The sequence below is a fragment of the Pontibacter sp. BAB1700 genome (genome assembly GCF_000277005.1).
Classification (GTDB): Bacteria; Bacteroidota; Bacteroidia; order Cytophagales; family Hymenobacteraceae; genus Pontibacter; species Pontibacter lucknowensis.
In genome coordinates this window covers 1-15967 of sequence record NZ_AKIS01000154.1, presented here as the reverse complement: position 1 = coordinate 15967, position 15967 = coordinate 1, and the positions used below count along the sequence as shown (strand labels likewise).

17 protein-coding genes and 2 pseudogenes are annotated in these 15967 nt (G+C 50.6%); 6 read left to right on the top strand and 13 right to left on the bottom strand.

Going from position 1 to position 15967, the window contains the following annotated elements; all coding sequences use genetic code 11:
• Positions 1 to 88 precede the first annotated feature (88 nt).
• The 4 genes and pseudogenes from O71_RS16830 to O71_RS16815 form a co-directional block, all read right to left on the bottom strand.
• Positions 89 to 784 (bottom strand): metallophosphoesterase family protein, encoded by a 696-nt coding sequence (locus O71_RS16830; protein WP_007659209.1) that lies wholly within the window; start codon positions 782 to 784, stop codon positions 89 to 91.
• A 95-nt stretch (positions 785 to 879) separates the two neighbouring features.
• Positions 880 to 1119 (bottom strand): hypothetical protein, encoded by a 240-nt coding sequence (locus O71_RS16825; protein WP_007659207.1) that lies wholly within the window; start codon positions 1117 to 1119, stop codon positions 880 to 882.
• 84 nt (positions 1120 to 1203) lie between these two features.
• Complete coding sequence (locus O71_RS16820; RefSeq protein ID WP_155800977.1) at positions 1204 to 1527, bottom strand: hypothetical protein; 324 nt, start codon at positions 1525 to 1527, stop codon at positions 1204 to 1206.
• A 76-nt stretch (positions 1528 to 1603) separates the two neighbouring features.
• Positions 1604 to 2496, bottom strand: a pseudogene (locus tag O71_RS16815) (SDR family oxidoreductase).
• Between the two features lie 91 nt (positions 2497 to 2587).
• On the opposite strand from O71_RS16815, the gene O71_RS16810 reads away from it, so the two are divergent.
• From O71_RS16810 to O71_RS16785, 6 genes are all read left to right on the top strand, one after another.
• On the top strand, positions 2588 to 2833 hold the full coding sequence (locus O71_RS16810) for a 4a-hydroxytetrahydrobiopterin dehydratase (RefSeq protein ID WP_007659191.1): 246 nt from the start codon (positions 2588 to 2590) through the stop codon (positions 2831 to 2833).
• A gap of 94 nt (positions 2834 to 2927) precedes the next feature.
• Positions 2928 to 3620: a 16S rRNA (cytidine(1402)-2'-O)-methyltransferase gene (gene rsmI / locus O71_RS16805; protein WP_007659189.1), complete on the top strand. Its 693-nt coding sequence runs from the start codon at positions 2928 to 2930 to the stop codon at positions 3618 to 3620.
• Between the two features lie 19 nt (positions 3621 to 3639).
• Complete coding sequence (locus O71_RS16800) at positions 3640 to 4878, top strand: DUF4105 domain-containing protein (RefSeq protein WP_007659188.1); 1239 nt, start codon at positions 3640 to 3642, stop codon at positions 4876 to 4878.
• Entirely contained in the window at positions 4875 to 5678 is an 804-nt protein-coding gene (locus O71_RS16795; protein WP_007659187.1) for an inositol monophosphatase family protein, read from the top strand. The genes O71_RS16800 and O71_RS16795 overlap by 4 nt, the downstream gene beginning before the upstream one ends.
• A gap of 120 nt (positions 5679 to 5798) precedes the next feature.
• Entirely contained in the window at positions 5799 to 5975 is a 177-nt protein-coding gene (locus O71_RS16790; protein ID WP_071530898.1) for a FeoB-associated Cys-rich membrane protein, read from the top strand.
• 216 nt (positions 5976 to 6191) lie between these two features.
• Positions 6192 to 6530, top strand: coding sequence for a hypothetical protein (locus O71_RS16785; RefSeq protein ID WP_007659185.1), 339 nt, complete (start codon positions 6192 to 6194; stop codon positions 6528 to 6530).
• A 56-nt stretch (positions 6531 to 6586) separates the two neighbouring features.
• On the opposite strand, the gene O71_RS16780 is transcribed toward O71_RS16785, so the two are convergent.
• The 9 genes and pseudogenes from O71_RS16780 to O71_RS27480 form a co-directional block, all read right to left on the bottom strand.
• Positions 6587 to 7513: a mechanosensitive ion channel family protein gene (locus O71_RS16780; RefSeq protein WP_007659184.1), complete on the bottom strand. Its 927-nt coding sequence runs from the start codon at positions 7511 to 7513 to the stop codon at positions 6587 to 6589.
• Between the two features lie 39 nt (positions 7514 to 7552).
• The gene (locus O71_RS16775; RefSeq protein WP_040574544.1) at positions 7553 to 8575 is read right to left on the bottom strand and encodes an SPASM domain-containing protein; all 1023 of its coding nucleotides are present in this window, start codon (positions 8573 to 8575) and stop codon (positions 7553 to 7555) included.
• Positions 8576 to 8663: 88 nt separating this feature from the next.
• Positions 8664 to 8819 carry a hypothetical protein gene (locus tag O71_RS24025; RefSeq protein ID WP_155800976.1) on the bottom strand — a complete coding sequence of 52 codons (156 nt, stop codon included), beginning with the start codon at positions 8817 to 8819 and terminating at the stop codon, positions 8664 to 8666.
• Positions 8783 to 9850: a hypothetical protein gene (locus O71_RS16770; protein WP_007659182.1), complete on the bottom strand. Its 1068-nt coding sequence runs from the start codon at positions 9848 to 9850 to the stop codon at positions 8783 to 8785. Before O71_RS16770 ends, O71_RS24025 begins: the two co-directional genes overlap by 37 nt.
• 205 nt (positions 9851 to 10055) lie before the next feature.
• Positions 10056 to 11471, bottom strand: a complete 1416-nt coding sequence (locus O71_RS16765; RefSeq protein ID WP_234986298.1) for a TlpA disulfide reductase family protein — start codon at positions 11469 to 11471, stop codon at positions 10056 to 10058.
• A 194-nt stretch (positions 11472 to 11665) separates the two neighbouring features.
• Positions 11666 to 13051 carry a DNA repair protein RadA gene (gene radA / locus O71_RS16760; RefSeq protein ID WP_007659179.1) on the bottom strand — a complete coding sequence of 462 codons (1386 nt, stop codon included), beginning with the start codon at positions 13049 to 13051 and terminating at the stop codon, positions 11666 to 11668.
• 64 nt (positions 13052 to 13115) lie between these two features.
• Entirely contained in the window at positions 13116 to 13298 is a 183-nt protein-coding gene (locus O71_RS22790) for an ATP-binding protein (protein ID WP_071530897.1), read from the bottom strand.
• Complete coding sequence (locus O71_RS27485) at positions 13256 to 15067, bottom strand: PAS domain S-box protein (RefSeq protein WP_369750977.1); 1812 nt, start codon at positions 15065 to 15067, stop codon at positions 13256 to 13258. Before O71_RS27485 ends, O71_RS22790 begins: the two co-directional genes overlap by 43 nt.
• 243 nt (positions 15068 to 15310) lie before the next feature.
• Positions 15311 to 15856: pseudogene (locus O71_RS27480) on the bottom strand (CHASE domain-containing protein); the annotation flags it as partial.
• Positions 15857 to 15967 lie beyond the last annotated feature (111 nt).

The window sequence follows — 15967 nt, the reverse complement described above, 5'->3', positions numbered from 1 at the left end:
AATTTACAAATTGCACTAAATTATATCTGTTCATCCGCTTAATCTCTCGATTCAATAAACGCTATATGATGATTTAAATATTTAATTATCAGTTCTTTCTGCGAACCATATACGGACGATCTAAATTGCACTGAATATTCAAAAAATTAGTATCTAAATCCAATGCTACAAGGTTGCCATAAGCTGCGTTTTTGTAGTACACACAGCCTGCATCGAGGTTGATACGGGCATCCTGATGTGCAGCACTTTTCTTGATTGTATGTAAGGGTGTGGGGGTATGGCCGTGCAGGAGCCTCTTATTGTCGAGGCGGCCCCAATCGACTTCGTAGTGCCTTATGTTAAGCATGGCTTCTTTGTCTCTAAAAAGGTCGGTCTGATGGAAGTCGAAGCCGGCATGCACCAGAAAGTAGTCGGGTAATTCAAGGTAGAAGGGGAGGGAATCAATGAAGTTGGCGTAATAGGTGGGGAATTTCCTGAAATCGTGCATGCCAAAGTTATGTAGCACCATTTGTTTTTCAGATGCCGAAAGACTAACAGCCGACTCACCTTTCGAAGCGGCTTTGAGCAGCATCTGGTCATGATTGCCGCGCAGGCAGTGCACCTGGTAGTGCTGTTTTTGGAGGTGCAGGATAAAATCCAGCACGCCTTTGCTGTCGGGGCCTTTGTTCACGTAGTCGCCCAGCAGGTATAGCTCATCGGTTTTTTTGAGTTGCAGTTGCTCGAGTACGAGCGTTTTGAAGGTGCGGGCGCAGCCGTGTATGTCACTGATCGCGTATCGGGCCATGGCGGGAGTACGTCTGGTCTGAATCGGTTTGAAGCAGCTAAAAAAATAGCACCTGTTTCATGAGCAGGTGCTATTCTTTTCAGCTGTTTTTCTGATTAGTTATACTTGTTGTTGTCTAAGCCTGGTTTGTGATGATTGCGGTTCGGATTGTTCACGCGCACATTGGCTCCTGTTTCATCCGCATCGTCCACGGTATACTTATTTTCCAGGTCTTCACGCTCTGCACGGGTGCTATTCGGATCTACCGGTTTGTCACCAGTACCTTTGCTTTGACCACGTCCTGTTGGGTTTCCTGAATCAGCCCCGCCGGGCTGGGTATGCTTATATGATGGCATAATGTGTCTCCTTGTATTTAAGTTAAAAATAAAAGGCAAGCGACCTAGGTCTTTACCTGAGTGAAGCTATACCTGTTTTAAAAATCAATTATAATGATCAGGTACCGCGCCCTTCGTCTTCGGTACGCATGTTGTCGGGCGGTGGCGTGCCGTCGTCGGCGAAGTCATTGACGCCGGTGGCTGACGGACCTCGGAGGCAGTATCGCTGCCGAAGCCCTCTTTGCCGTCACGGTTACCGAAGCCGCCGCGCTGGTGTTCGTTCTTCGGCGGATCAGCACCTGGTATAATATGCCCCGCACGAAATTCCTGATCTGTCGTATCGTCCTCTATCACGCGAACCGGCCTGTTTTTGGCTGCATCGCTGTGCTGCGATTCTCCTGCGTGTTTATCGTTTTCTTTATTTTCCATAGTTGTGTCTTTATCTTGCTCCACTTGAGAGCTATACCTGTTTTTACTCCATTTCGGCCGCTATGGTTTAGTTAGATTAGCCTCCAACCAGTTCGCCGCCATTCACATGGATCACCTGTCCGGTTATATAGGATCCGTCCTGAGAAGCCAGCAAAACATAGGCCGGCGCTACTTCCGATGGCTGCCCGGGACGCCCAAGCGGCACATTCTGGCCAAACTCTTTTACTTTCTTCTCATCAAATGAGGCAGGTATAAGCGGTGTCCAGATTGGACCTGGGGCCACAGCATTCACCCGTATTTTCTTTTCTGCCAGGTTAGAGGACAGGGAGCGGGTAAAGGAAGTAATGGCCCCCTTGGTAGAGGCATAATCCATGAGGTGGTGGCTACCGCGGTAGGAGGTAACGGAAGTAGAGTTTACGATGGCGCTACCTTCTTTCATGTGCTCCAAAGCTGCTTTAGTCATGTAGAACATCGAGAAGATGTTTGTCTTAAAAGTACGTTGCAGCTGGTCTTTCGATATGTCCTTTAGATCTGTCTGCTCGTGCTGCTCTGCGGCGTTGTTCACCAATATGTCCAGCCCGCCAAGATCATTTACAGCCTGCTGGACAGCTTTTTTGCAGAAGGCTTCGTCTCCGATATCACCTGAAATGATCACCCCTTTGCGGCCTTCCTTTTCTATAAGTTGCAGGGTGTCTTTGGCGTCTCTGTCCTCGTTCAGGTATATGATGGCTACATCCGCGCCTTCACGGGCGAAGTGCACAGCCACGGCACGACCTATGCCGCTATCACCGCCTGTAATCAGGCTTTCTTGCCTTTGAGCTTATCGCTGCCTTTGTAGTTTTCGCGTATGTACTCCGGCTGTGGCGTCATTTTATGTTCTTTGCCCGGTTGCTCTTCCTGTTTCTGGGCAGGTACTTCTTCTGGTTTGTTTGCCATAGTTTTTATAGTTTTAATGTGCTTGCAGTCCATACCTATACGCCTGCATTTTTGGCCTAGTTACCGTAGCTCGGTATCTTGCAAGGCAGTCAGCCGTTTATACCTTAAAATATGTCCCTGGATTATGTGGAAAGAAACAGATAATAAACTCACCCGCAGCTTTGAGTTCAAAGACTTCAGAGCGGCTATGACTTTTATGAACAATGTGGCCGATGTGGCTGAAGAGCTCAATCATCACCCATGGTGGAGCAATGTATACAACAAAGTGGAGATCGAACTGACAACACACGATGCCGGCAATACCGTCACTGACAAGGATGTGGAACTGGCCCGGCGCATTGATCAGCTGTACGACGAGCTGATGGTCTGAGGCTGCGTCATCAGAGTTGCTGTCAGGAGCTGGCTTATACCCCGGCACTGCAATCAGTCCTTAACAATCGACAATTAAGTAATACCTTTGCTGTATGCAGGAACCTGAAAAAACTAACCTATACCTGGTGCCAACCCCCATCGGCAACCTGGAGGATATCACGCTGCGGGCTATACGCATACTGAAGGAAGTGGACGTTATACTGGCCGAAGACACGCGCACCAGCGGCAAACTATTGCAGCACTTAGGTATAGAGAAGCGCATGCACAGCCACCACTTGCACAACGAACACAAAGCCAGCGCCCATCTGGTGGATCGCATGAAGGCAGGCGAAGTAATGGCATTGATCTCGGATGCCGGTACACCTGGGATTTCTGACCCTGGCTTCCTGCTCGTGCGCGAATGCCTCAAGGCTGACCTTAAAGTAGAGTGCCTCCCTGGCGCAACCGCCTTTGTGCCAGCCTTGGTTAAATCAGGCTTCAGCACCGACCGCTTCACCTTCGAGGGTTTCCTGCCTTTGAAAAAAGGACGCCAGACGCGCCTGATCAGCCTGGCAGAGGAGGAGCGGACCATGATTTTCTATGAGTCCCCGCACCGCCTGCTCAAGACCCTCACGCAGTTTAAGGAGTACTTCGGCGGCGAACGCATGGCTTCTGTTTCACGTGAAATCTCGAAGATGTTTGAAGAAACTGTGAACGGTACACTCGACGAGCTGATTGAGATTTTCACCACCAAGGCAATTAAGGGTGAGTTTGTAGTGGTCGTTTCCGGGGCGGGAGCAAAGTAAACTGAATACGATTAAATTTATGAAGCTATACCTTAAAAAGCTTTCACTGATTTTGATGTTGCTGCTTTTTGCCGTGCAGGCGAAGGCGCAGTTTGAGGGCACCCGTTTGTCTCCTGAGGCCAGAATCAGCCTGATCACCTGCTCGCCAGGCGATGAACTCTATGCCATCTTCGGGCACAGCGCTGTGCGCGTCAATGATCCTGCCTCAGGTATGGACATCGTATTCAACTACGGTACCTTCGATTTCAACGAGCCGGGCTTCTACATCAAGTTCATCCGCGGCAAGCTCAACTACAAGCTCTCCATCGCCTACTTCCAGGATTTCGCCTACAGCTATACCCTGGACAATCGCTCTATTTATGAGCAGGAGATGAACTTCACGGAAGCGCAGAAACAGCAGTACTGGCAGTTTCTGACAAACAATTACCTGCCCGAAAACCGCTTTTACCTCTACGACTTCTTTTTCGACAACTGTGCCACCCGTATCCGCGATGGCATAGAAGCTACTTTCCCGAACCAGGTGGCTTTTAATGTGGAGCATCTTGATCAGGACATGAGCTTCCGCAACCTGATCGACCTATACCTGCCACCGCAGCCCTGGTCCGACTTTGGCATCGACCTGGCCTTGGGAGCGCCCATCGATCGCACAGCCACGCCTTACGAGTACATGTTCCTGCCCGATTATCTTTCAGAGGGATTTGCCAGCGCCACGATCCAGCAAAACGGACAGCAGGTGCCTTTGGTAGGAGAGCCGCAGGTCATTTTCCAGAATACTCCGATGCCGGCCTCAGCTGGCAGCCTGTTTAACCCTATATTGGTGTGGTGGCTGTTTTTTGGCCTTGTACTGGCCATCACCGTGCTCGATTACAAGCGCCGCAAGCGCAGCCGTACGTTTGATGTGTTCCTGTTCCTGATTACAGGTCTACTGGGTGTGCTGCTGTTCCTACTGTGGTTTGCCACTGACCACCAGGCAGCTGCGAATAACTTTAACCTGCTTTGGGCACTACCTACCCATGTTGTAGCCGCAGCTTTTCTGGCCAGGCCTGTACTGCCGGGCTGGCTACAGAAGTACATGCTGGTGACGGCTGCGCTGGCTATCATCACACTTTTATTGTGGTTGGTGTGGCCACAGCAGTTACATGCCGCAGTTTTCCCGATCGCTTTAGCCCTCCTTGTAAGAGCCGCGTATACGGTTTGGGCTGCCCGACAACCGGCAGTGATCAGCAACACAAACCCTAAAATCAAAGAGCGTATATGAACTTGCAGCAACTTTGCCATAATGCCAATATCATCGTCAAAAAAGTAGGCGCCTTCATCAAGCATGAAGCCGGGAACTTTGACAGGGGTAGGGTAGAGCTCAAGGGCTTCAATAACCTGGTGTCCTACGTGGATAAGGAGGCTGAGCAGCAGCTGGTAGAGGCATTGCGCAACCTGTTGCCAGAGGCGGGTTTTATAACGGAGGAGGAAACGGACAACACCCGTGGCGAACGCTTCAACTGGATTATCGACCCGCTGGACGGCACCACCAACTTCACCCACGGTCTGCCACTGTACTCTGTTAGCGTAGCACTGCTGGATGGCGATGAGGTGGTGCTAGGCATTGTATATGAAGTGAACAAAGACGAGTGCTTTTATGCGACAAAGGGCAACGGTGCGTTCTTAAATGACAACCCCATCCAGGTTTCGCCAGCAGAAGGCTTAAGAGATTCGCTCATTGCCACAGGATTCCCCTACTATGAGTTTGGGCTCACGCAGCAGTACCTGCAGGTACTGGGTGCCTTTATGGGCAAGTCGCATGGGGTACGCAGGCTTGGCTCTGCCGCGCTGGACCTGGCTTATGTGGCAGCAGGACGTTTTGAAGGATTCTTCGAATACAACCTGAACGCCTGGGATGTGGCAGGAGGCGCTATTATCGTGCAAGAGGCGGGTGGCCATGTCTCTAAATTCACGGCTGGGGGCGACTATATTTTTGGCCGCGAAATTGTGGCCAGCAACGGCAACATCCATCAGGAAATGCTCGACACCATCGCCGAGCACTGGAAAGAACAACTGCCCTGATTTTTAAGCCGATGGAGCTGTAGAAAAAGTCCTTTTAGCGAACTCCTTTCGTCTTTGGGTTAAAATCAGGAACGGACCTAAACTTTTTGTATCTTTGTATAGTTGATAGAGCAGAACGATATGGTACAGCAAATCATCATTTTCCTGATATTCGCAGTGGCAGTAGGCTACATGGGCTGGGTAATTTACCGAAGTTTCATGCCAAACAAGAACGCCGGCTGCGCCAAAGGCTGCGGCAGCTGCTCAGCCATCGACTTCAGCAAAATTCAAAAAGAACTCGACAAGAAGGCGGTGTAGCTTCCCTTATTCCCGCTACTCGGTTTTTGGCTTAACGCCTCACCTGCATCCGTAGGTATAGCCCCCATACCTTACTATGGTTTAGTTGGCTATTTTTACGCTGATGTATACCTCCCGGAGCCGGCCCCTGAATTATTCCAGTCCCTTTTTCGTATCCATTGCCTGATTTTGCGTATAGTTCTATACTTAACAGAACATCCCTTAAAACTATACGCTATGCAAGATAAAGTAGAAGAAAGATCCCTGGTCAATGTGCTCAACCGCCTCCGCAAAGATGGCTATACCTATGACTTTAAAGTATCGGGTGAAGGCACGCTTTGCACCATGGAGGACAAGCACACTTTTGGACCAGACCAGGTACGCATCGTGGACTTTTACCGCTTCGAAGGTGAAAGTGACCCGGATGACATGTCGATATTGTATGCTGTAGAAACCAACAATGGCCTGCGCGGCACGATTTCTAACTCTTACGGCCCTTATGCCGACGAGAAGGTAGACAACTTCCTGAAGCAAGTAGAAGACCTTGGCAAGAACCTCGATAAAAAAGACAAATAAAACAGAAAGGGCCGATTGATCGGCCCTTTCTGTTTTAACTGCAGTATTTGCTATACCTAATTATCTGACATATTACGGCCATTCTTCATCTGGGCCTGCAAGTCTTCCAAATGCTCGTTTAGCTTCTCGCCGCCTTTTATGCCGAAATCGAGTGTCCTGATCGGGAATGGAATCATGATATCGTTCGCATCAAAAGCCTTCTTGATCTTGATGATCGCATCACTTTTAGCCGACACAAAATCTATCTGCCGGGAATAAGATATCCAAAAGCGGGCTTTAAAGTCGATCGAACTGTCATTAAACGCATCGTACATCACTTCCACGTCGCGGGTCTTCACTCGGTTTTTTACATCCTGTAGCGCTTCTATCACAATTTGCTGCACCTTTTCCAGATCTTCGCCATACGACACGCCCACGTCCAGGTCAAGACGTCGGATGCCGCTACTTGAATAATTAGTTACCGGGTTCTCAAACACCATTTTGTTAGGCAGCTTCACCAGCTCACCTGAAGGCTTTCGGATATCCAGCGTGCGCAGGGACACCCGCTCAATCACTCCAAAATAATCATTGGTCTCAATCATATCGCCTACCCCGAAAGGCTTCTGCACGGCAATGATAATGCCTGAGATGAAGTTGGCGGCAATATCCTGAAAGGCAAAACCCAGGGCCAGACCAATGATACCCACACCAGCCAGCAAGGAGATAACCACCCTGTCGAGCTGCAGCACACTGAGCACAAAGAAGAAGCCGACGGCTAACAAAGCCAGGTATAGTATAGTAGATATCAGATTGTTGAGTGCTGCGCTGTGTGAGATGCGGCCAATCACCTTATCGAGCCCATTACGGATAAAGCGAGCAACTATAAATGTGATTATCAGGAGGATAACTGCCACAACAATGTTCGGCAGCATCAAAATCAAGTGCTCGCCCCAGCCTTCCAGCTTACTTAGCAGTAACTCAATCGCTTTGTTAATGTCGTTCATATACGGTATTTAATGTTCTACATGATCGTCAGGTACAGCTTAGGCCCATACCCGTGTGCCCTCGGTGCAGTTGCGGCACATTTCTATTTCTTCCCGTGACTGTAACAGCGATCTCCGGAATTGGTTATACCCCGGGCTGCGCCATACCTGCCGGAAACTTTGCGCTTTCACGTCTCCCATGCGGTACTCAGCGTCCTTATCGAAGCAGCAGGGTACTACCAACCCATCCCAGGTGATGACACAGGAGTGCCACATCTTCCAGCACTGGTTCAGCAACTTGTTTTTGATGGAGTAACTGCCGTCACCGTTATTCCTATACCTGGAGTAATAGTCGATGGTAGGTATAAGCGGCGAGCCCTGCTCATAATCGTAGATCTGCGCCGTCTTAAATACGACTTCGTCCACGCCGAGTTCGTCGGCCAGCGCCTGCACCTCCGAAATCTGGTGCTCATTGGGCCGCACCACCAGGAACTGGAACATGATATGCGGTGTGCGTGACTTCAGTTCTTTTTTCCACTTCACGACCTGCCTAGTTCCTTCCAGCACCTTATCGAGTTTGCCTCCCACACGGTAGGCGGCATAAGTATCCTGTGTGGTGCCGTCTATGGACACGATCAGGCGGTCCAGTCCTGACTCCACAGTTTTGCGGGCTGTGTCGCTATCTAGGAAGTGGGCGTTGGTAGATGTGGCGGTATAGATGCCTTTATCAGATGCGTATTTAACAAGCTCCAGAAACTGTTTGTGCAGGTAGGGCTCTCCCTGAAAGTAAAAGATCAGGTATAACAGGCGCTTATGCAACTGGTCGATGGTCTCTTTGAACAGATCGGCCTGCAGCATACCCGTGGGCCTGGTGAATGAGCGGAGCCCACTCGGGCACTCGGGGCAACGCAGGTTGCAGGAAGTGGTCGGCTCAAACGAGATGCTGAGCGGATCACCCCAGTGCACGGCTTTGCGCGAAGTCCTCGCATACCAGTAGCTGCCTGCCACCTGCAGGGCGTTTAGCACACGCAGTGGCGTTAGTTTCGACAGGAAATTGAGCTTATCAGAGAGGTGCAGCTTCATGTATAGGTATGCAAAAGAAAGGGCAGCCCACAAAGGCTGCCCCACTAAATTATACTTTATGGCGCTAACGGCCAAAAATAAGGTTCGCTTAGTAACGGAAGAGCGCTTTTACGCTACCATTATCATCGCCTGCCTCTGACAGGCCGTTGTAGCTGCTTACGTATACCTTGCCACCCTGCGCCAGCGTCTTGATAGCTGCCAGGTTGATCAGGTCGTCGTCGCCGCGCTGGTAGTCTTTGTGCACCTCTGCACGGCGCTCTTGGCATCGTAGCGTCCCCACACCGGGCTGCTTGGCGCTATGAACAGCGTGTCTACACGGCCATGCACGGCCTCGGCAGCCACAGTGGCAATGTCCTCAGAGGTTACGCCGGTTCCGGCCACGTTTTCGTAGCGGCTCAGTGAGTCGGTGTGGCTCTGCTGCATCAGCGGTTTCATCACATCCAGCGCCTTCTCGTGTATGGTCTGCGGACTCATACCCGCAGCTGTTTCATTCAGGTTAATGTTCTGCGGTACGATGTGCTTGTACTTGCTGTACTTGCGGAACAGGGCGCAGTAGTGGTCCACACCTGCCAGCACCAGTGGCTCTGTAGCGTTGTGCAGAATTTCCTGCAGGCTATTATCGATCTCATGTATAAACTCACGCACTTCATCATGCTCATCGTCGCCTTTTACAGCACCGGCGCCATGCACGATGTTCGATCCGTTCACGGTCGTAGTGGAGTGATGGAAATCCTGATCGTTACCTTTAATCGTGAACTTCAGAGCTTCATTCATGCTCTCTGGCGCAAATGCACTGATATCGATCTGGCGGATGCGGTCGATTGTAGCCTCGTAGAATCCGATGCGCTCACGGTAGAGCGACAGGATGAAGAAGCGACCGTTCTGGCTCAGGATCGGGAGCATAGGCGTGAAGTAGAACTGGTCGAGCACGTACACCACATCCGGCATCGTGATTGGCAGGGTATAGTGCGCCGAGAAGCCTTTGGTGATAAACACAGCCAGGCCTTCAGACTGATGACGCCAGAAACCGGTGTCATTCAGCAGTTCTTCGGCGGGCTTCATGTAGGCGTCAATTTCAGCATCGGCCACATCGTGCCTTGCCAGTAGTGCGCGGGCTTCTTTCAGTTTGTTTTTGAACAGTGTGTGGTCCTGACCGTTCAGTGTCTCGTGGCCAGCTCGGTGCGTAGGTATGTAGATAGAGATGCAAAGTGCGTCTTTCGTGTTGTTCTGAACATTGAGAAGCTTCTCAATGTCACTTTTGTTGATTAATGCCATATTTTTCTAGCTGTTAAATGAATAAGGATATCTCAAACAATCAATTCCTTTCTATCACCCCCTTGCATAAAGGGGTTAGGCTTTAATTACGCACTAAACAAATACACGGTTATTGATGCCTTCAGAAACGGAGGCAATGGACCTAAAAAGAACGCCGCCCATGCTTGTGAACATAGGCGGCGTTGTATGTAGTCAGGTATAGCTATTACCTGCGGGAGGCTCTGTTACTCATGACATGCTGCAGGATTTCCTTTTCGGCTTCACGGTCTATGGGGCGACGGGGCTTTGTGCTCAGGATCGTGCCGTCCTCGTCTATCAGGAAGTAAGCCGGCACATCTTTGAGGCCATACTGACGGGCCAGATCATTGCCTTGGCCCCGCAGGTATAGCTGTACCCCTCCAAAGCCTCTCGACTGCACTACATTGCGCCAGGCCTGCTCATTATCATCCACCCCAATGTTGATGAGCACTACATCATGAGGCTGCAGCTTCCGGGCCAGTTCCTGCGCATGCGGTTGCTCTACCATGCACAGACCGCAATCAGTACGCCAAAAGCTCAGGTATACAATCTTTCCTTTAAAATCGCTGAGCGACACCAACTGCCCGTTTATGTCCTGCAGGCTAAAGCCTGGAGCCGCACTGCCTATACCTAAGCCCGGGTGGCTTTCGTACTGCTGCAACAATGTGGCGTACACATCAGCCACAGCTATGTGTTGGCGGAAGTCCTGCAGCATGGCAGGCACATGCAGCACATTGCCCTGCTGCAGCGACTGACGTATAAGATATGCCTGCGCCATTACCCGCGCCTGCCCCTGTAAGGTATGGCTTACCTGCTCGTATGCCTTTTTATAATAATGTATGTCGCCCGCTTCCAGCTGGGCTTGCTCTCCTATAAACTTAATGTAATTGCGCAGAAAGGCTGGAAAACTGATGGCCTCCAGATTCGCCGGCTGCTCCATGTCCAGTTCCTGCAGGAAGTCGAAGTAGCTTGTAGAAGGACTAAGCTGTACCGGCAGCCTCATCAGCTCGCGCATATTAAAAAAGGTGAGGCGGTCATTGGCGTAGCTGTAGTCAATCTCAGCCAGTATGAGTTGCCTGAAATACTCGCTTACTGGCTTCGCTGATATTTTCTTCTCAAAAATGGCCAGCTGATCTTCTTTACGATAATCCAGAAACTGCAGAAACTCTATCTCTGATAGCTTTACATTGTCGGGCAGGGTCTGGTAGTCCTCCTCTTCATCGAAACGATAGGCATGCAGGGTCAGGTAGTTGTTTTCGTTCGCACCCTGTCCGCTGTATTTCAGCGTTTTGAGCATTTTGCCGGCAGTAAACGTTACTTGTAGCTCAAAGCCCGGCTCCAGGTATAGTGGAGCTGATTCGTTGCCGTATACCAGCTCTACTGTAAGGGGCTTGCCAACAGGCAGCTCAAGCCTGAAACGCCCATTATTGATTTCAGCAAACGTGCGCTGTTCTTCCGGAAATAATAAAGATGGGAGAGAGGCGATGAAGATATCATCCTCCTGGCCTTTTTGAACTTTGCCCGTAATCGTAACGGTACCTTGAGCCAACAAGGAATGGGTTGCCAGCATACATGCCAGCAACAGTATAAGCATACGTTTCATAGGTACAGCGGGTAGAGGTGTCTTATAAAATCTAATTTTCAGTCCAACTTGCTTCTATTTTCGGCTTGCCGTTCATGGCCCGAAAATTCCAGTTAACGCACTGAACATTAATTTTATAGATTAAAATTCCAATTCCCAATACTGCCCTTGAAATTATACGAAAGATAGAACTACTTCCTGTTTAAAGCACAATTCTAACCGAAGAGTGAAGCGAACACTTCTTCTAATCGTCCAAAAGCATGCACGTTGATAGAGAATTTGCTCAGATCCACTCCCTTCTTGTTGTATTTAGAGATGTAAATGTCCCGGAAGCCAAGCTTTTCTGCTTCTGTAATGCGGTTCTCAATGCGGTTGACAGCTCTTACTTCGCCACCTAGGCCTACTTCCGCTGCAAAACATGAAGTGCTAGGTATGGCGATGTCTTCGAAAGAGGAGAGGATGGAGGCGCACACGGCCAGGTCAAGTGCCGGATCCTCTACTTTAAGACCTCCGGCTATGTTTAAGAATACGTCCTGCGTACCCAGTCTATACCCACCGCGCTTCTCCAACACAGCCAGTAGCATGTTAAGGCGCTTGCCATCAAAACCGGTGCTGGTGCGTTGCGGCGTACCGTAGGTGGCAGGCGTTACGAGGCTCTGCACCTCAATCAGTAACGGTCGGTTACCTTCCAGCGTGGCACCAATGGCGATGCCGCTGAAAGCATCCTCCCGCTGCGAGATCAGGATCTCGGATGGGTTGCTCACTTCGCGCAGGCCTGTGCCCAGCATTTCGTAGATTCCCAACTCCGAGGTAGAGCCGAAGCGGTTTTTGGAGGTGCGCAGGATACGGTAGGTCATATGACGGTCGCCTTCAAACGTCAGCACGGTGTCTACCATGTGCTCCAGTATCTTTGGCCCTGCCAGGTTGCCTTCTTTGGTGATGTGGCCGATCAGAAAGACCGGTGTGCCGCTTTCTTTGGCGAACTTGAGCAGCTCAGCCGTGCACTCGCGTACCTGACTCACACTGCCGGCCCCGGCCTCTATAAATGAGGAGTGCAGCGTCTGGATGGAGTCAATGATGAGTACTTGCGGACGCAATTGCTCTATTTGCTTAAAAATGTTCTGCGTGCCTGTTTCGGTCAGGATAAAGCAGTCAGAGGTCTGTGCATTGAGGCGCTCAGCCCGCATTTTGATCTGGTGTTCGCTTTCCTCACCGCTTACATAAAGCACTCGCAGCCCCGTCAGACTCAGGGCGATCTGCAACATCAGCGTAGACTTGCCTATACCTGGCTCGCCGCCTATAAGTACCATAGAGCCCGGCACAATGCCGCCGCCCAGTACCCGGTTCAGTTCCTGGTCCACCGTCTGGATACGCTGCTGCTCCTGGTAGCTGATGTCAGCAATTGGCTTGGGCTTATTGGCCACCTGCGCCGAGCTGCTGGTATTGCCCACTTTCCAGACACTGGAAGGGGTAAGTTCTTCACGCTGCACCACTTCCTCCACGTAGGTGTTCCACTCGCCACAGGCAGGGCATTTGCCGATCCACTTGGCCGACTGCGCCCCGCAGTTCTGGCAGAAATATGAAGTTTTAATCTTAGCCATTCCGCTTTATACCTATGCAGCCCTTTTGCTCAGAGCTGGCTTGTTCTTAAAATGATTCTGAAAGCTATACCTGCTGTGACTGCAAGGGCGCTTGCACCGGCACCTGCTTAAAGTATACCCGGAAGGTAGTACCCTGGCCTAGCTCACTTTCTACTTCTATGCGACCACCGTTGTTTTCGATGATGCGCTTCACAATATACAGACCTATACCCGTACCCTCCACATGGTTGTGCAGGCGCTTAAACATATCGAACAGCTTGTGCTCCTGGCCTTTTTTGATGCTAGTCCATTATCCTGCACCTGCAGTACTACATAACCATCCTCCAGGTATGTGCTGATGCGCACCTCCGGAGTAACCTCGGCCTTGCGGTATTTTATCGCATTCGACATCAGGTTGTAAATGATGCTTCGCAGGTTTTTACGGGCATAGAGCAGATCTTTCATCTGAAAATCAACCTCTACCTTCGCATTGGATTCCTTTATCAGGCTGTCAATATCCAGCATCACGTCCTGTAGCACTTGCTCAAACGACAGCGGCTCTACTTTGGCGTGTAGGCCTTTCTGCACTTTGGTGATTTCAGCCAGGTCGGTAATTGTGCGCTTTAGCTTGTCGATCGCCTCAGCCAGCATATCCAGCAACTGCTTGTCTTCGCTCTCCAGCTTGCCTTCCAGTATATCTCGCAGCATGTTCGATAGTCCTTCCATGTTAGCGATAGGAGACTTCAAGTCATGCGAGGCAGTATAGACAAAGTTATCCAGGTCATTGTTGGTGCGCAGCAGCTCCATGTTTTTGAGGCTCAGCTCCTCATTTGTCGATACCAGTTTCGTGCGGGCCTTAACCAGTTCCGTTACCTCCACCGCGAAAATGAGCACTGCCTCTGGCTTGCCTTTGGCGTCCATGAGCGGCTGTATCACCATGTTGAAGTAGCTCTGGGTAAGTTTGCCGTCGTTATGCCGGTCAATAATAAGCGGCACTTCCTTGCCCACGTAATGGGTGCCGGTACTGAATACCTGGTCTATTTCTTCCAGTATACCCTGGTATGCCAGCTCTGCATGGGCTTCACGCAGCGTTTTGCCTACTAATAAGCGGTTACCGAAGAGCTTGCGGTAAAGCGGGTTGGCTAACAGATATTGCTTGTCTGAAGCCCGTACCAGCCCCACCAGCGCAGGTACTTCAACGAATAGCTTTTGCAGAAGCTCTGCATTCTGCTTCACCTTGCGGTCCGCTTCTTTTATATCGGTGATGTCGATGGTTGAGCTGATATATCCCAGGAAGTCGCCATCGGCACCAAAGCGAGGCGTGCAGGTCGCTACCATCCAGCGGTACTGACCGTCATAACGGCGCATGCGGACCTCAGCTCTGAAACCGGCCTCCGAAGCCTGCGCCTGGTTATACTGCTCCTCAAATGCAGCAACATCCTGCGGGTGAATTACCTGCTGCCAACCGAAGTTTATACTGTCTTCGAAGGTGCGGCCTGTAAAGTCGAGCCACTGCTTGTTCACATACACACTCTGCTTCCAGATATCCAGTATGCTGATCATTACCGGGGCATTGTCGGCCATGGTGCGGAAGCGGGCCTCGCTCTCGATAATAGCTTGCTGGGCTCTTTTCTCTTCTGTGATGTCACGTACTTCAATAATGGCATAAGCATCCCTGCTTCCGTCCTCAATCGGATGCACCGAGCAAGACACATCAAAGAAACTTCCATCCTTCCGGATAAACACTTCGTCGTATACCTGCTTCAGCTTTCGGTTGTGGAGGGCGTTACGAAGCGGGCACTCAGCTGCTGGGTAATGTGAGCCGTCTGGCCTGCTATGATGCACCATCTTATGCAACGATCTGTTTTGCACCTCCTTAAAATCGTAGCCGGTCATTTCCTCAGCGGCCGGGTTCATGAAAGTACAGTTGCCGTTTGAGTCGATGATAAACAGCGCGGCAGTAGCATTGTCGGTAATAGTCTGCTTAAGGCTGTTGGAACGGCGTGTGTTGATGAGCGACCATATAATGAAGAACATGAGCAAACTGATGATCGTACCGCCCAGCAAAATAAAGTAAGGCAGCTCCGTATCGGCAGAGCGCACAAACGACGGCTTGGCAGAGCAATACACGCGCCAGGTATGATTGCCTATACTCAGTGTGCTGAGCATGTCAAGCTCACGCTTTTTATTTGCATGAAAATACAGCTCCTCGCCTGTGCTGTAAAGCACGTCATTCTCCCCTAAGTTATTGCCATCGTATACCTCAATATCCAGGTCATTAAAGTTGCTCCCCCAGATGGCCATCATCAGGTCTTTGGCCCGGAAAGGGCTGTACACAAAACCCTCGATCAGCCGCTGCCGCTCCTTTATAGCCTCGGGCTCGGCATTGTTCTGGTAGATGGGCAGGTAAATCAGAAACCCAGATTGCTCATCCACGCCTGTCTCCTGCACCAGCCTCACCTTGCCCGACATGGCAGGCTTGCGGGTGTCGCGGGCCATTTGCATAGCCGAGCGCCTCACTGAGTCACTAAACATATCGAAGCCAATGGCACGCTGATTACGCGTATCAAGGGTTCCAGGTAAATAATGGAAGTGTAGATAGCCGCTGGCCTACCGGACGAATGGCAAAGTCTTTAAAGCCTTCATTACGAGGCGGGAAACATGAGCAGGCAGCTCATTGGGCTTTACAAAATGGGCATAGCCTATTCCCTGAATGCCGGGGTAGTTTTCTTCAAGCTTGAGTGTGCTGTAGTACTGCTCCCAGTCTTCGCGGGTCACTGTGTCGGAGGCCACAAAAAGAGCCTTGGCACCCACCAGGATCTGCATATAGTCACGCATGCGCAATTCCAACGCCTGAGTGGCCTGGGTAGCTTTCAATTCAAAGAGTTTCTCGTTGCGCTCCAGTGCCTTTTTTTTCGTCTCAGAATAAATAAAAAG

What these genes read in the sequence shown, in the direction of transcription:
- O71_RS16830 (WP_007659209.1), bottom strand. Translation starts at nt 784, where the DNA reads ATGGCCCGATACGCGATCAGTGACATACACGGCTGCGCCCGCACCTTC.
- O71_RS16825 (WP_007659207.1), bottom strand. Translation starts at nt 1,119, where the DNA reads ATGCCATCATATAAGCATACCCAGCCCGGCGGGGCTGATTCAGGAAAC.
- O71_RS16820 (WP_155800977.1), bottom strand. Translation starts at nt 1,527, where the DNA reads ATGGAAAATAAAGAAAACGATAAACACGCAGGAGAATCGCAGCACAGC.
- O71_RS16810 (WP_007659191.1), top strand. Translation starts at nt 2,588, where the DNA reads ATGTGGAAAGAAACAGATAATAAACTCACCCGCAGCTTTGAGTTCAAA.
- rsmI (WP_007659189.1), top strand. Translation starts at nt 2,928, where the DNA reads ATGCAGGAACCTGAAAAAACTAACCTATACCTGGTGCCAACCCCCATC.
- O71_RS16800 (WP_007659188.1), top strand. Translation starts at nt 3,640, where the DNA reads ATGAAGCTATACCTTAAAAAGCTTTCACTGATTTTGATGTTGCTGCTT.
- O71_RS16795 (WP_007659187.1), top strand. Translation starts at nt 4,875, where the DNA reads ATGAACTTGCAGCAACTTTGCCATAATGCCAATATCATCGTCAAAAAA.
- O71_RS16790 (WP_071530898.1), top strand. Translation starts at nt 5,799, where the DNA reads ATGGTACAGCAAATCATCATTTTCCTGATATTCGCAGTGGCAGTAGGC.
- O71_RS16785 (WP_007659185.1), top strand. Translation starts at nt 6,192, where the DNA reads ATGCAAGATAAAGTAGAAGAAAGATCCCTGGTCAATGTGCTCAACCGC.
- O71_RS16780 (WP_007659184.1), bottom strand. Translation starts at nt 7,513, where the DNA reads ATGAACGACATTAACAAAGCGATTGAGTTACTGCTAAGTAAGCTGGAA.
- O71_RS16775 (WP_040574544.1), bottom strand. Translation starts at nt 8,575, where the DNA reads ATGAAGCTGCACCTCTCTGATAAGCTCAATTTCCTGTCGAAACTAACG.
- O71_RS16770 (WP_007659182.1), bottom strand. Translation starts at nt 9,850, where the DNA reads ATGGCATTAATCAACAAAAGTGACATTGAGAAGCTTCTCAATGTTCAG.
- O71_RS16765 (WP_234986298.1), bottom strand. Translation starts at nt 11,471, where the DNA reads ATGAAACGTATGCTTATACTGTTGCTGGCATGTATGCTGGCAACCCAT.
- radA (WP_007659179.1), bottom strand. Translation starts at nt 13,051, where the DNA reads ATGGCTAAGATTAAAACTTCATATTTCTGCCAGAACTGCGGGGCGCAG.
- O71_RS22790 (WP_071530897.1), bottom strand. Translation starts at nt 13,298, where the DNA reads ATGTTTAAGCGCCTGCACAACCATGTGGAGGGTACGGGTATAGGTCTG.
- O71_RS27485 (WP_369750977.1), bottom strand. Translation starts at nt 15,067, where the DNA reads ATGTTCTTCATTATATGGTCGCTCATCAACACACGCCGTTCCAACAGC.